Raw genomic sequence first — 15,540 nt, 5'->3', positions numbered from 1 at the left:
GCGATCGATGCCCCCATCGTTTTGCCCCCATCGTTTTGCCACCATCGTTTTGCCACCATCGTTTTGCCACCATCGTTTTGCACCGTTTGTTGCCCGAACACGCAACACTTCCCCACAACCAACCGACCCGCCGAACGGATCCGGCATCCGCAGGGCGGTCTGATTCACCACGTCCACCAATGTGAATCTCCTCTCACCGGTCGTTGCCGTCCAGATCGACGTTGCGGGTTCGTTTCAGGGCTTGATCGGAATCTGAAACGATGGCGTTGGGCTGGTGTTGGGGGGAATTCGTGACGATTTCGAACGCCCAGGCGAACTGGCTGTTGCCAAGGTCACTCGGCGGTGTGATATGCAGCCCGTCCGGCCCGATCGACCAGTCGACGTCGCCCTCGCTGCCGAGCAACCGAACGGACTTCACCTCTGTCGCATCCCAACCCGCAGTGGCGTCGATCATAAACGGCGCCGTTGGCTTGGCGAGTTTGATGGCGAACAGCGTCTTGCCTTTGGTGGTGAAAGCCAGGTGTTCCTTCGGCTGCTCGCTCACTTTCCAATAACGCGTTCCGTAGATGGCGTCCCCGTTGATGTCCAACCAGTTCCCCATGGCACGAAGACGCTCGACTTGCTCGGGGACGAGCGTGCCGTCTCCCTTGGGACCGATGTTGATCAGGAAATTCCCATTGCGACTGACCACCTCGATCATCTCGTGGATGACGTCTTCAACGGACTTGTACCGATCGCCTGCCAGGTAGCCGAACGAAGATCCGAACGTCGTGCAACTCTGCCACTTCAGACCGATCACTTTGAGCTTCAGATTGTCTTTTTCCAAGCAGCCGACGCCCTCGGGCCAGTTGCGATTGCCGCCTTTGTTGTTGCAGTACACTTCCTGGCCACGGGACGCTGCGTCGTTCATGAAGTCGGTGATCATGACGCGTACGCGGTCGTCAAAGTATTTGATCTCCGGTTTCATCTTTCCGCTGCGGACACGATTCCCGTCGCGAGTGTAGATCGGAAAGTCGTCGACCCACAGAAAATCCGGCTGATACTTGTCCTGGATTTCCTTCCAGCGGGCCACGTAGTCATCGACAAAGGCCTTGTCGTAGCTGAACGGTCCATACAGCGACGCCGCCTCGGGAGCTCGCCGCATCTCTTCGGCAATGTCCTCGCGAGGCTCGCTGTGGACGGCGTACTTTTGCTTTGCAAAGAACCCTGTGTGACGTTCGCGATGGTAGGAGGGGGCATACTTCAGCCCGCGTTTGCGAACCGCACGGCCAAGATCACCGACCAGATCTCGCTTCGGCCCCATGTCGACGGCGTTCCACCGTGTCAGATCGGAATCCCAATTGGCCCAACCGTCGTGATGCTCCGCGGTCAACACCACATATCGGGCACCGACTTCTTGGAACAATTCCGCCCACTCGTCCGGATTCCACTTCTCCGCTTTGAACTCGGGGATGATGTCCTTGTATCCGAATTCCGGAGGCCTCGCGCCCCAGCGTTTCTGCATGTACAGGTAATAGTGTGTCGATTCTTCATATAGCAACTTCGGAACATGTTCTGCATAACCCCGATTGCCTTTGCGATATCCGATCGCACTGTAGGGTCCCCAGTGGATGAAGATGCCGATCTTGCCGTCGTCAAACCACGCCGGGACGGGCATCTTTTGAAGCGATTCCCAACTGCCGTCGTAGGGCGGCTCCGCTGCGATCGCGACGTGTGCCTGCAAACAGACCAAGGCAAGCAGGATGAAACGGTTGGTTGTTGATTGTAGGTTCATGCAGCAACGCGAGTTGAAAGGGCGTTTTGACAAACAGGATAGGGTGGCAGAATGATTCGGGGCATACGCACCAAGTTAAGACGAAACCCTCCCTGGCAGGGAGGGTCGAGCGTAGCGACGGGAGAGGCGATTGGTGATGTTTGAGTGCTTTCGAGCCACAACGAACCCTCCCCGCGTCGTCGTATACTCCTCCGCGCCCCTCCCAGAGGGAGGGTGACTTCAATTGCTTAACGCTCGAAGCCTTAACTTGATCCGTATGGGGTGGCAGAATGGTGGGGGCACGCGGGCTGGCGTCGAGCGACGGATCGAATCCGCTGTTCGGTACGCTCGCAGACACCTATCCACCCGACTCACTCGGTGAACGACAGCGAGACCCGCTGGATGATCGGTTTGGATTTGTTGTCCGTGGTATCGGTCAGGCGCAGTTCGACTTGGAAACCGTAGCCGGCCGGCAGGGTCGCGAGGTCCAGTTCGGCGGGTGTCTTTGCGATTTGCTTTGAGAACCCCGGGATGTAGTCGTAGGTTTCTTTGACTTCGGTCCAGTCGGTCCACCGGTCGATCTTGTCGTCGTTGTCCGTATCGACGCCGACACGTGCTTCGACCGATTCCACCCACGGCCCGGGGCTGACGAAGTCGGTCTTTTGTTGGGTGGCCAGGTAGAACTGCCCTTCGGCGAATGCGACGTCCGGATCGGGGTGCCCTTTGCCGATGTTGTCGCACCAGGTGAACGGTTCATCGATCGACGGCGATGTGAACCAGCCCACACTCATCTCGTGTCCGCCTGCCGGGTCGTAGTCACCGAACAGGTAATACCGGCCGCCGATACAAATCGCTGCCCAATCGCCATAAGCTTCCTGTTCGGGTTCGTGGATGTTGTACTCCGCAACGTTGGTTTTGTAGTTCTTCGGATCCTCCTTGGCCCAGTGCGGGTGCTTGTACGTGCCGATCTTTCCGGTCGGGGTGGTGCGGTTGTCGACGGCCGGTTCTCGAAAGACAAACCCGTCGATTCCATTCGGGCTGACGGCGTGCCCGGCCAGCGGCGAGTCCCAGGAACGCTTGTTGGCACTGATCGGGCTCCAGTCCTCGATAATGACATGCATGTTGCCCTGCAGGTCGCGAATGAACCCGGCATCGCTGCCGTGGGAAGGATCTTTGACCGCCATCCCCATGTTTTTCCCTGGTTGGCCGTCAAACAAATCCTCGTCGACATAGACGTGCGGATCCTGGTCGTTGGGGAAGTCGTAGTAGATCAACGCCTTGCCATCGACCCATTCAGCGCTGGTCACCCATTTCGAAAATGTTTCTGTGACCGGACCGTGATGGACCCAATTCTTCATATCGCGACTCTGCCAGGCGTGGTATCCGCCTTTGCCGGGCTTGAGTCCGCCGGGCGCGTCGAACTGATTGGGGAACCGCGTGGTTTGCAGCGGGATGTCGAAGCCTTCCAACGTCACCGGTTCCGGTTTGAAGGACGCCGATTTCGCCCCCTGTTTCTGACCTTTCGCTCGCCCAGGTTTGCCACCTCCGTAGCGGCCAAACATCCAGTAGTTGTCCGGCCCCACGGTCAGCAAGACTGGGGCATCGGCCAGGTTTGACGGACCGAGGTTTTCGATCGGGTTCCAGTTCTGCCAGATCGGCGACTGGTCGATGACGAGCGATTTGGCGGAACGTTTTTCGTCCGAGGTGTGAATCCGCGTGACGATGGTCGCGGTTTTTGCGGTCGGCGATACCGAGCCACCAGCGACCGTCGCGCCTTCGGCGGATTGGATGTTCGTTTTCCAGTCGTCGGCGCTGTCGATCGTCCAATCGGCGGCGTGGAGTTGGGCACCGGCAAGCAGCGCGGCGATGAGCGAAAGGGAGCGTAGGTTCATGCGTTTCGTTGGGGGGGTGAATGACAGGCGTCGGTTTTGCTTACGGTTGTTGCGGAATCAATCCGACCTTCGATAGGTCGATGGGCACCATGCCCAGTTTTAGTGCCGGTGAATCGGGGCGGAATCGGAAATCGCCGTTTTCAGGGTCAACAAACAACGGATCGGTGGCCAAGCTATGCTTGTCGATTCCGTCGCGTTGGTTTTTCGCCAGCACCTGCTCGCCCAGTTGTGGGTCGGTGGTGCAGAAGTAGAGGTTGTAATCCGTTTCGGCATCCTTTGCCCTGGCCAACGCCCTTCCCCGGCTATCCTCGGTCTTTCGACCGCGACCGGCGGGCAGCTCGTCGATAAAGACGGTGTCTTTGCCGGTGGAATAAAAAATGTTGCGTCGGATGGTCGCTCCTGTCATCGGCCCCTCTCGCAGTGAGAGGTAATAGCCGCGCGGCGGCGCCAAGACATCCGCGACGATGTTGTTTTCGCAGGCGTTGTTCAGCTTCAGAATGATCCCCTGCGCCATGCACTTGTAGATCAAGTTTTCGGCGATCAGCGTGTCCCGTTGGCCTCCATCGGTTCGGATCGCCGCTTGCATCAGCATCGGGGTCACTAGATGATGGATGTAATTGCGGCGAATCACGTTTCCGGCTCCCGCGCCGCGAATGTAGATGCCGTTGCCGTCCCCCATCGTTTCCATCACGTTGTGAATCTCGTTCGATTCGATCAGGTTGTCGTGTGAATGCAGGTAGGGCCGGACATCCTCCAGCGTCGGTTGTCTCGGCAGGCCTTCGATTTCGTGCCTGCGGATCGTGCGGCTCAACTCGCGGCCGTTTTTGTCAAAGAAGTGCGTCATGCAGCCGGAGACAATCATTCCGCAGTACGGCATGTGGTGAATCAGGCTATTTGCCACACGATTCTGGCCGCTTTGCCAGATCATCACGCCGGGTGAATGCAAATAGATTTTTCCCAGGTCATGAATGTGGTTGTTGTAGACCAGGTTGTTGCCGTTGACATCCTTGGTGCCCGGACCGTAACCACACAGAAGAATGCCGCCTCCGCCCAGATGCTCGATGTGATTTCCTGTGATCTTGTTGCCTTGGCCGTGCAAATCCACGCGGATCGCACCACTGCCGCTGTGGGCGAAATGACATCGTTCGATCGAACAGTTCTCCGTGCCGCGCAATCGAACGAGCGAGTTGGGTTTGTCCAGCATGTCCCAGTCGTGTTGCAACCCGGCATCGTCTTCGGCCAGGGTATACCGTTCGCCATGCATGAACGTCAGACCGCGGAAACAGAGGTTTCGCACAGGGACATCCTTAGGACCATGCTTGTCGATTTCGCCTTCGATGCGGATCAATTCCAGCAACCGCGGCGCCAACACGGGTGACGCGGGAGGAAACTTTCCTCTCGGCCAAAGGTAGACCTTTCCTTGCTCGGTGTTGAGAACCCACTCGCCTGGCTCGTCGAGTTCTTCGAGTACGTTTTCCACCCAACACGATTCGGTTGTCTTCAGGAAATGAAGCGGGTTCATCGCGTAGGTGGCGTCGATCGACGTCTGAGCCATTTGCCGCTGCTCGTCAACAGACTCCAGCGACAACACATTGGAGATCCATGCGTGATGCGGACGGACCACGATCTCCACATCTTGCACGTTCGGCCAAGCTTTCAACTTGCCTTTGGGATAATGCAGCCGGTTGCGGCTGCCGCCGGGCAGAGGGATGAAGCCTGCCGAACGAGCGCGAGGCAGCATGCCCTCGGCGTCATAAAGCGTGAAAAACCGCTCCGACACATCGGCGGCCCACAGTTTGCCGGCGGCTTCATCGGGCAGGCCAGGCAACTCTACTTCGACCTTTTTCCAGCCTTGGATTTCCTGTCCCGAACTGAAGATGGGAGTTTCCCCCGGGTAGGCGGAATAGGTCACGGTGGTATCGGTCGTCCCTGAATCCGCCATACCGAACACGACCGTGTTTTCAAGGCAATAGGTTCCTCCACGGATCAGGACCATGATGTCGGACGTCTTTGTCTTTTGCAGTTCGCGGACGGCATCGCGAGCCCGCTGGAGCGTGGCGAATGGGCCATCGGTTGACTCCGCGTTGGCCGCCGCCAGTGTGCCGGACCAGCGATCGGATCCGGAGGTAGACACGAAGAAGTCCGCCTGGGGATCGGCAGCACCGCTGGTTGTTCTGTCCGCTGTCAGGATCGCCAGCGTCAGTAGCACGATGAATGAGTGTCTCATTGTTTCGGCAATGGTAAAGAGAGCACTGATACGAAAGACTAGGGTAAAAACGGCTGGTGTACAGGCTTTCGCCGCGCCCTGTCGCTGCTTCGCAGCGACGGAAATCGGCTAAAGGCTAGACACCGACGGTCGCTGAAACCATTCCTCACGGACGCTGTTGAACTTCAACGTACTGCGAACTAATCGTCAGATCTCCGGATTCGACATTTACAAAGCAAGACGTCGTGTGATCGGGCAAATCCGCGGTCGCCACCCAATGATCCTCTTTTCGAGTCAGTGAAGCGGGAGATTCGATCCAGGTGCGATTGCCTGTGTACCCGGTGTCAGTCGTCGAGATCAGCACCGCGTGCTCTAAGGTCTTCGACGACGATAGCGTGAACTGAACGGAACTTCCGTTTAACTGTGTCCTGATCTGGCGGCACCACGGCATTCCTTCGCGGACGACGCTTTCGGCAAAGGCGTAGCTGTCCGGCGGATTCCAAGCGGCCGCCGTGCTGTGTCTCATACCGGGCAGCAGCGCGACCAGGAACTCGCCACTCATCGCACGATAGCTGGCCGCCTGGCTGTCGAGCGGAAAGTGATTGTCTTGCGGCCATGAAAACCATAGCGTCGGCATCGTCGCGTTGGGCAGGTAGTGCAGCGGGTCCCAAACCTGGCGATAGAACGTGTTGTCCCCCAAGGCGGCGCCCCAGTGGTTGTCCACATCGGCCATCTTTCCGCACCCATAGGTCGGAATGGCAAACGCGAAACGCGTATCGATCCCCATCACCGTGCTGGTGATGACACCGCCCCACGAAACCCCCATCACTCCAACCTTGTCCTGGTCAACCTCCGGTAGGGAACGCAACAGCGAGTTGGCCAGGATGGTGTCGGCCAACGCGTGATACATCCACTGATCCTGCAGCGGTTTGGAAACGTCCTTGTAGTGCCCCGGACGTGAGGGACCGGGCCATTGATGTTTCGCCCACTTTCGCGATGCTTCGCGGTGTTCGACCTGTCCCTCGTGCGCGATCGCGATCGCGGCGAAACCCTTTTCATTCCATTTTTCGACCCACTGACGAAACGCCGTTCCACCGCCGCCATGAACCAGCACGATGCCCGGAACCTTCCCACTGGGATTGGATGGCAAGCCCAGCCACGCAAACACTTTGGTCGGCCGGCCTTCATAGTCCAATGCGTCGTAATAGATCGCTCGGATCGTTTCGGTGCGTTCGAATCCTTCCGCATCGATCATCGCCGGTGGCTGAGTGAGTTGGCCCAGCGCGAGCACGTCGGCGCGTTTGGATGCGAAGTCGTCTGCATCGGCGACACAGGCGACGCTTAGAAGCGGGCCCAGAAGCAGGCTGGTAAGCATCCTGTTGGCAAAACCGCTCTTCAACGTAGCTACGCTCACCAGAGCGTGGACGGCAGCGAGGAACCACCTTCTGGCGAAGGTAGCTACGATAAATCGGTGGACGGCAGCGAGGAACCACCTTCTGGCGAAGGTGGCTACGATAAATCGGTGATAGATGATGCGTCGTAGGGGAAGTGGGGTTAGCCGGTTGTTCATGAAGATTGAATTGGTTGGAGACAGATCGGATTTTTCGTCTTGTTGTTCGGCGTCCCAACGGCGCTGGTGTTCAGGCTTTAGCCGCATCCTGTCGCTGCTTCGCAGCGACGGAAATCGCCTCAAGGCTACACACCATCGGTTGGGGATTCGACACGCTTATTCCCCCGCTGACTTGAAATCAAATCGTTCGACAAAGGGAAGGAACCCCTTGCGGCTGCCGATGTGAACACCCCAGCGGATCTGAGTGCCGTTATTCGAATCGGTGAAGGCTTCGGGGCGATAGGCTCCGGCCGCGTGTGGGACGTTTTTCACGTTGTGGGTTTTCGTGAAGTGGATGCCGTCTTCGGCATAAACGATCGAACGCACCCATTCTTTTGGGCCGGTCGTTCCAATCAACGCGGCAACCCCCTCACCCTGCGGCCAAACCAAGACTTCGTGGTTGCCCGGAATGACGGGATTGCCTTCGTATCTGACGTAGGGCCCCTCTGGTTTGTCGGCGATCGCAAGCCCGAGCTTGGTTTGCCCCGGGCCTTTCCCGAGCTGACGTCCCTTGTAGTAGAACCAATACTTGCCGTCGCGGACGATCAGGCAGGCATCATCGACCAAATGAGAATCGAAATCTTCCGGATCGTCGCTGTTGGTCAGTGCCGGGTTGGAATCGAGTCGCTCCCAAGGGCCGTCGGGCGAATCCGAGACGGCGATTCCGATTTTCGAATCCGGATTGAAGGGGCGAGTGAATTTGCGAGACGTGCCGGTGTAAAACAGCCAGTAGCGTCCTTCGGCGACCAAAATGTTTGGGGTAAAGACGCTAGCACCTTCCCAGGTTCCCGGCTCGCCTTTACCCAGCGCCATTCCTTTTTCGGTCCAGCTGTGGCCGTCGGGTGAAGTGGCATACCACACGGTCGCATCGTAACCTGGCGAAATCTTGCCCTTGGAATACCAGACGTAGTAAAGGTCATCGACCTTGATGATGTCGCTGGGGTCACGGCGCATCACGCCTTCTTCGGCGCCGATCCCCTCGGCGTCGCAGTAGACAACTTCGACGGTGCCCAATTGCGATTGAGCCACCGCGACGCTGCCAGCCATCACGGTGGTAGCAGTAATGATCCAGACCAAAAGTCTCACGATGATTTCCTCTTTAAAAATCAAACAAATTCGGATAGGCACGTTTCGCAGTCAGAAAGCGATAGATCTGGTGCGCCTTGTCGCCGTTGTGCAAGCGTGCCCAGAAACAGGTTTTCCATCCCGTACTCCAACCGGTCGATTCGTCACCGCGGTGGTGCATCGTTACCAGAGCGGCCCGATGCAATTCAGGGGTTGTCAATGGCGAGAGATCGCGACCTGGATGAAGGGCAATCAGGTGCGAAATGTGTCGATGCTTGTCCCTCGGGCGATCCCAGTCCTCCGGCCATTCCTGGAGCTGGCCATATTGACCAATCTTTTGTGGACAAAGCTTCGGGATGAATTCCTGCAGTGTCTTGCGGAACGACTCGTCGCGTCCCAACACCGTGGATGCTTCGATACAGTCGGTGAACGGTGCATAACCCCCGAGCGGCTGCGTGCTGCTCAGGTACTTTGTGGACAGGCCTTCCATGCTGCCCGGTTTGGTGCCGTACTTCCCGTCCCGGTAGGCCTGCCGGACGGTTTCGAGATGCTTGTAGGCACCAAGCCGTGTTCCCGACTGCGTGACTTCGTCCAGCCCACGTTTGGCATTCATCCACAGCGTAATGTCGTTGATCAACAGGTGCTCGGTCTCGATCCCGCCGGAAAACATGGCCCCAAGTCTGCCGTTACCCAGGGGCAACGCGGTCTGGATATAGCCGAGCCCTCGCGCACGTCCAGTTCGTTTGACCGGTGAATCGTCGATGGCCGGCGTGTCGTATTGCAGCACGTAGCGATCGTCTGCCGACAATACGGCGTTCGGTTTAAGTGCAGCCGTTACAAACGTCACCAGTGCCAAGACAACAAGGATGATGGGTTTACTGTTCTTCATCGCACTGTCCATCTCCTTATGAATCCAGCAGCAGCGTTTGGCCGGCCGTGATGTCCAGACCTTGCGGAAAGTGAACGATAATGCGTCGACCATCCCGCTGGGTCTTTGTCGTGATTTCGTGGTCATCGAGTTTGACGCGGGGATTTCCAGATCGGGCACCGGGGGCAATTTCAAGGGTCAGTTGCTTCAGGTGCAGCTTGCCGTAACGCAATTCGATCGCGTTCTCCTGACGCCCATTGCGAACCGTTTGGTTGAAGCGTCCCCAGCCTTCGGCTGGTGGTAAACGCGGCGCGAAAGTTGTCCTGTTGCATCGCCGGCCCGAAGGCGAGTTGCCCGGCCGGTCCGTCGTATCGATAGCCACAGATGGCCATGAACGCACTGTAACTGGCCATGGCGCGGGCGTAGTGGTCGCTGCACTCGATTTCGTTGTACGGATTGCGGTCATTCGGCAGATAGCGATCGTAAATCGCTTTTCCGATCGCCAGCCCTTTTTCGAGCATGCCTTCCCAGATCATGTGTGCGGCGACCTGCCATTCGAATCCGGTCATGCACTCGTTTAAATATCCTGCATAGCTCGCTTTGCCGCTCTTCGGTTCAACCTTGCCATACGGGAACGAGCACATCACCAGTCCCGCGTTGCCTTCGACGGCGTACCAACGTCCATCGGTCATGACCTTTCTGAAATCGCCCACATTGGGTGCGAAGTTGTACGTCCAGAGCGATTCCAACGTTTGGCGGATCTTGTCTTGCGGCAGCGTTCGATCGAGTCCGAGGTTCAAGAGCCAGAACTCGCCGAAGACCTGGTCGATGTGACAACCGTTGACCGAGCCGTGTTTCTGATCCTCGCCCGGTCCGGGTTTGTGGATGAAGTAGCCATAATCCTCGTTCCACAGCAGGTCGACCATCGCCGGAGCCCCTTTGGCAACGATCCGTTCATAGCGCTCTGCGACACGCGGTTGATTCATCTGGCGGGCCATGACCGCAGCGGCCTTGAGTGCGGCGTGGTACAGGTTGATCAGCCAATGCACCTGTCCGAACCAGGGTTCATCCAGCGTGTTGTGCTGCGCCCCGGCGAGCAGTCCATCACCATCCGGATCCCATTTGCGGATGACATGATCCATCGAAAGCCGGGTGCGGTCCCAGATGCTTACCAGGAATCGATAGTCCGTCGTCATCTGGCTCTCGCGCAGCACGCGTAGAATCGTGCCGCACTGGCCGTCAACGGCATCCTGGAATTTGCCGATGGAATGGCGAAAATTGATCGCACCGTCGCTTGGCCGGAATCCCTTGCCGTATTCCACCTTGTCGCGGCACTCGCGTTCGATGACCGGAAAGATCCGCGCCAATCCTTGGGCATACTGCCAGACGTGCGTGCAGTTTCCCGGACAGCAATTCACCCCTTCGTCCAGGTTGTACATGCCGTCCTGCAGCGCCAGCCGCTCGGCCAACTGGGTCTGCATGCAATTGATCGGGATGAAGGTTCGCTCCAGGAACCAATGGGGCAACGTGGAATCGTACCACGTTTCAACCCAAGTCTTCGTCGTCGCGTGCAGTTCGTTCTCTCGCGTCGCAACCGCAGCAGCGGCCGCGGTCGCGGTGGGCCACAAGGTCGAATAGAAATTGACGTCACGGGCTCCCGGCTTGCGGCCAAAGCTGGTCACATAATTCGCGTTGGGGAATCGCCATGACAGTGCGAACGAAACGGTTTTCTGTTCACCTGGTTGCAGCGAAAGCGTCCTGCCGACTGAGGCGAATCCCCGCTCGCTGAACGGGCGCTGGAAGCTGTCTCCATTTTGCGGACGAGGTTGCTTGGATTCAAACAGACCGGACGCATCTGGTTCGGCTCGTTTGATGTCCACGATGTCCGGTGTCTCGTCACCGAGCAAACCCAGCGCGATCGCCCCGAAATCGGTGGCTTGTTCTAAAGACGACTTGGATTGGCGGTTGGGTGGTTGATTCGAAAACACGATGTGGTCGACATCGATGTGGCCCCACCCTCGCGACGATGCATCTAGAATCTCGAGGTGCGCCCGCCGGCCGACCAATTCTGCGACGTTCCAACTGGCCCACGCCATCGCGTCGGACTGTTTTCCTGCGGTCGATCGGACCTTCTTTCCATCCACCCACAAGCTGATGTTCAGAGTTTTCAGATCCCGGCCGCCGCCGATGAGAAAATTGATGAAGGGTTTTTCGATGTTGAACTGGGGCGAAATCAGTTTGCCCTGGGGTTGGTCGCTCCCGGTCCAGGAATTCACCAATCCCTTGCCTTTGAACCCAGACAATTTTTGAATCGTGCGGCCGCCCGAGGCCGGAACGCTGCCGAAGGCGTCTCCTTCGACCTTCCAGTCGCCGTAATCGCCGCCCTCGAAATCGGCGAACACTTCGGTTTGCACCTCGCGGTGGTCGCGGGCAACCGAGGCCGCCCAGCATTCCACCGCGGCCAGTCCCTCCTGCTGGCGGTATCGGCTCATTCGGACACCCTGGGTACCGCGTCCGCTTCTAAAGTTGGAGAAGTTTTCGATCCAACCACCGATCGCGGTCTTCTGCACCCGATCCGAAGTGTTTTTGATCGTGTATCGCATCACGATCACGGGATAGCTGGAATCGTCCCGATTGAGCGGAATGAATGGCGTGTAAGCCTCCAGGCGGACATCGACGGGACAAGCCGCGGCGGAGTACGCCACCCGCGCCATAGGATAGGCGTTGGTGAAAACCACGTCTTCAAAGCCCTTGGAGTCCAGGGTGAAGACTTGTTGTTCGTCGCCCGAGTCAACTTGCAACGCAAAACCCTGACTCATGGGCGAGTGCATGGAATCCGGATCGGTGAACCGCGGCCCCTTGGTGGTGTGTTTGGCGTCTCGGTTTCCGTCCAAATTCCAATACCAAAGACGTCCGTCACCTCCCAGATATACCTGCCCCGTGCTCAATCCATTGATGGGCATTCCGATAAAGTCGAGTTCGTCTGCGGTCGCGGTCAACGGATTGCCGCGTGCGTACAAGCTGGCAATCCAATCCTTGCTTAACTTCTTGTCCGACGGAATGATCGTTTCAAAGTCCTCGGCCGCGAAGGGGCCCGCCATCAGCTTTGCCTGGCCTGCGGCGAGCATCGCGGACGTCAGTCCGGCGACTTTGATAAGGTTGCGACGCCCGATCACTTGGGGTTCACAGGAGGAACCTCCGCAACAACGGTGATCGGGATTCACGGGATCGATCGATTCGTTCTTCATCGGTTGGGTCGGCTGTTGTCGTCCGGCACTACAATAAATTGACTTCCAGTTTCTGTCCCGCTTTTAGCGTCAGCCCGCCGGGAAATCGAAGGGCATAGCGGCCTTGTTGATTCTGGAATTCGGCAGGAAGCTGCTTCCCATCAACGGCCACGACCGCGCCGCTGGCCGCTGTTCCGGCGACTTGCTCGAGACTGAGTTCGTTGAGAGCGAGCCGGCCGTAACGCAATTCGATCGACGCGGACTGTTTTCCATCGTCGACGTTTTGGGCGAAGCTGCCCCAGCCCTCCGCCGCGGTAAACGGGGCTTTGAAGTGGTCCGGTGAAACGCGTGGGGCGAATCCGATGCGTCCTTGGGGGCCGTGGTACGTGAATCCGCAAGCCGCTAAAAAGACACCGTAACTGGCCATGGAACGGGCATAGTGATCACTGCATTCGATCTCGTTGTATGGGTTGCGCTTCACCGCTGCGTATCGTTCATGCACCGACTTGGCAATCGCCAGCCCCTTTTCGACCAACGCGTCTCCGGGGGCGCCTTCATAAACCATGTGGGCGGCGACTTGATATTCGAATCCGTTCATGCATTCGTTGAAATAGCCGCCGGGTCCCGTGTAAACCGGTGGATTCGCCTTCGTCCGCATTCCGTCGCCGGGGACCGCCTCGATTGCACCACCCTTGGGCCACGTGCACATCAACAACCCTGCCTCTCCGGGCATCGCGTACCAACGGAACGCCTTTTCGATCTGAACATGATCGAGCGCGTATTGTCCGGCGTCGGGGGCAAAGTTGTATTTCCAGAGGCTGTTGAGCGCCGAAACCGTTTCCCGCTCCGGGATCACCCGGCCCAGTCCGACCTGCATCATCCAGGCCTGACCGAGCACTTGATCGATATGACAGCCTCGATTTGAGTTGAGAGCCCGGACGTTGGGATCGGGCTTGTGAATGAAGTACTCGCCGTCGAATAGTTCCTCGACGATCCGTTGCGATCCCCGGTCGAGGATCGTGCGACACTGCGTGGCAAATGGGGTGTCACCCATTTCGGTCGCCATCGCTTCGCCGGCCGCGAGCGCAGCCAAGTACATTCCACTCAGCCAGCCCATCGGGCCATACCAAGAGGCGTCCAGCGTGTGCGGTTGTTTGCCTTCCAGCAATCCGTCGCCGTCGCCGTCTTGACCGATCAAGTACTGGATTGCTTTCTTTACGTTCGGCCAGACCCGTTTCAAGAAATCATCGTCAGCCGACATCTGGTGTTCGCGATAGACACGCAAGATTGTTCCGGCTTGGCCATCGGTGGCGGGCGTTTTGTGGTTTTCGGCGCGATGGCCGATGGTGCCAGTCTCCGGGAGAAAACCGACGCCGGCTTTGAAGTCCACTCGTTCGCGAAAGGCACGTTCAATTTCGGGAAAAATCCGACCGAGGGCTTGCGCATAATGCCAAACGTGGGTGCAGGTTCCCGGACAGCAATCGACGCCCTCCCAAGCGTACGGACGGCCACTGTCGAACCAATGAAACGTCTGGCTGGCGATGCAGTCGATCGGAATGAAGCTGCGGTCGAGCAACCAGTACGGCAACGTGCTGTCGTACCAGGTTTGGTTCCAGTCGCGTGTGCCGCCCAGCAGCCTCGTCTTATTCTGGCTGATGTAACCGGCGACGTCAGCGGCCGAATTGAACCGAGGTGCATAGTGTCGGCGCAGCCGAACGAAATCCCGCACCCCGAGCATCTGGCTGCGGCCTCGACCTTTCTGGTTGTAGTCGGGGAAGTACCAGGTGATGGCGAAGTCGATGGTTTTCGACTGGCCGGGTGCCAAGCGGAACGCCGCGAACACCCCGCCGACGAGCAATTCGCCCAACGGTTTGACCGCGTCGTCTAGTTGATCAAGCGGCGTCGCTTGATCGAACATCTCACCCGGACGATTGGGATCGACCAGGGAGGTGGCGGCAGCAATCGACAGCCCCTTTTCACCGGCGCCCAGTCCAACGGTATCATGCAGCAGCGACAATGCCAGCGAACCATTCCCGTGTTTGTTTTTGACGCCTTCGCCTTCGACCGTGCTGAGCATGCTCAGGTGGTCGTCTGCCTGCACACAACGGTTGCGTCGCTGGCCGAGCGCGGGATCGGTGGTGTACGGGCAGGTGGCGTTTTGCAGCCAACCTCCCAGGTCGATTTCGACGGGCTGCTGGGATGGATTGGTGACCGTGTAACTCAAGATCGTTGCCGGGATAGCGGAATCCTTGGCCGCCAACGGTATGAAGGGGCTGAACGCTTCCAAACGCACCTCAACCGGTACGTCAGCGTCACGGTACGTCACCTTTCCGATCGGGTACTCGCCGCGGAACGTCACGTCCGGAAAGCCCTGCCGGTCCAGCGTCCGCGTGATCGTTCTGTCGGATGTTCTTACGCGGACCTCGAATCCCTGTGCGACGTCGGCACCGTTGCGATTCGTGTATTCTTCTCCTGCGGCGACCGGATGGGCGTAGTGTCCTCCCAGTGTGAACGCGGCGATCCGTTGACCGTGGCCGCGTTCACGCGTGTAATTGCACTTGAAGATGTCCCACAACCACAGCCGGCCATCGCCGGCCAAGTACAACTGGCCGCAGCCGATGCCGCCGACCGGCATGCCGACGTATTTGAGTTGTTCGCCCGAGAACACCTCGGCTTGGCCACGGTTGGTCAGCGAAGCCAACCACTCCGCGGACAATTTCTTGTCGGCCGGCACCAGATGATCGGAAACATCGGCCTCGGAAAACGGTCCCGCAATGGCCTGGGAGCCGGTCGGCAACACGGCTGCACCGCCACCGGCGCCGATCGCGCCCAGAAAACTCCTGCGTTGGATCGCCCCTCCACGACCAACGCTCGGGGCCGAGCACGAATTCTGACGTTCTTGGATGGTTCGCTCGGGCAT

The 15,540-nt window shown here is 58.3% G+C and carries 8 protein-coding genes; all 8 read right to left on the bottom strand.

The genetic code is table 11. The annotated features are described in order from the left end of the window. Window positions 1-193: 193 nt before the first annotated feature. Window positions 194-1,774: an alpha-L-fucosidase gene (locus H1B37_RS17630; protein WP_182867971.1), complete on the bottom strand. Its 1,581-nt coding sequence runs from the start codon at window positions 1,772-1,774 to the stop codon at window positions 194-196. A gap of 350 nt (window positions 1,775-2,124) precedes the next feature. After that, window positions 2,125-3,645 (bottom strand): hypothetical protein, encoded by a 1,521-nt coding sequence (locus H1B37_RS17625; RefSeq protein ID WP_182867970.1) that lies wholly within the window; start codon window positions 3,643-3,645, stop codon window positions 2,125-2,127. Between the two features lie 40 nt (window positions 3,646-3,685). Further along, a complete protein-coding gene (locus H1B37_RS17620; RefSeq protein ID WP_182867969.1) occupies window positions 3,686-5,872 on the bottom strand; it encodes a right-handed parallel beta-helix repeat-containing protein in 2,187 nt (728 codons plus the stop codon). A 145-nt stretch (window positions 5,873-6,017) separates the two neighbouring features. After that, window positions 6,018-7,226 carry an alpha/beta hydrolase family protein gene (locus H1B37_RS17615; protein ID WP_182867968.1) on the bottom strand — a complete coding sequence of 403 codons (1,209 nt, stop codon included), beginning with the start codon at window positions 7,224-7,226 and terminating at the stop codon, window positions 6,018-6,020. Between the two features lie 351 nt (window positions 7,227-7,577). Beyond that, window positions 7,578-8,507 carry a family 43 glycosylhydrolase gene (locus H1B37_RS17610; protein WP_182868032.1) on the bottom strand — a complete coding sequence of 310 codons (930 nt, stop codon included), beginning with the start codon at window positions 8,505-8,507 and terminating at the stop codon, window positions 7,578-7,580. A 52-nt stretch (window positions 8,508-8,559) separates the two neighbouring features. Further along, window positions 8,560-9,588, bottom strand: a complete 1,029-nt coding sequence (locus H1B37_RS17605; protein WP_286177864.1) for a glycosyl hydrolase family 95 catalytic domain-containing protein — start codon at window positions 9,586-9,588, stop codon at window positions 8,560-8,562. Further along, the gene (locus H1B37_RS17600) at window positions 9,585-12,641 is read right to left on the bottom strand and encodes a GH116 family glycosyl hydrolase (RefSeq protein WP_286177863.1); all 3,057 of its coding nucleotides are present in this window, start codon (window positions 12,639-12,641) and stop codon (window positions 9,585-9,587) included. Before H1B37_RS17600 ends, H1B37_RS17605 begins: the two co-directional genes overlap by 4 nt. A gap of 28 nt (window positions 12,642-12,669) precedes the next feature. Next, entirely contained in the window at window positions 12,670-15,540 is a 2,871-nt protein-coding gene (locus tag H1B37_RS17595) for a GH116 family glycosyl-hydrolase (RefSeq protein ID WP_182867967.1), read from the bottom strand.

Source organism: Stieleria mannarensis (genome assembly GCF_014154935.1).
GTDB lineage: Bacteria > Planctomycetota > Planctomycetia > Pirellulales > Pirellulaceae > Stieleria > Stieleria mannarensis.
The sequence above is the reverse complement of the archived record's forward strand: the minus strand, read 5'-3'. Positions and strand labels throughout refer to the sequence as shown.

What these genes read in the sequence shown, in the direction of transcription:
- H1B37_RS17610 (WP_182868032.1), bottom strand. Translation starts at nt 8,507, where the DNA reads ATGGCTGGCAGCGTCGCGGTGGCTCAATCGCAATTGGGCACCGTCGAA.
- H1B37_RS17620 (WP_182867969.1), bottom strand. Translation starts at nt 5,872, where the DNA reads ATGAGACACTCATTCATCGTGCTACTGACGCTGGCGATCCTGACAGCG.
- H1B37_RS17615 (WP_182867968.1), bottom strand. Translation starts at nt 7,226, where the DNA reads ATGCTTACCAGCCTGCTTCTGGGCCCGCTTCTAAGCGTCGCCTGTGTC.
- H1B37_RS17595 (WP_182867967.1), bottom strand. Translation starts at nt 15,540, where the DNA reads ATGCCCGAGCGAACCATCCAAGAACGTCAGAATTCGTGCTCGGCCCCG.
- H1B37_RS17630 (WP_182867971.1), bottom strand. Translation starts at nt 1,774, where the DNA reads ATGAACCTACAATCAACAACCAACCGTTTCATCCTGCTTGCCTTGGTC.
- H1B37_RS17600 (WP_286177863.1), bottom strand. Translation starts at nt 12,641, where the DNA reads ATGAAGAACGAATCGATCGATCCCGTGAATCCCGATCACCGTTGTTGC.
- H1B37_RS17625 (WP_182867970.1), bottom strand. Translation starts at nt 3,645, where the DNA reads ATGAACCTACGCTCCCTTTCGCTCATCGCCGCGCTGCTTGCCGGTGCC.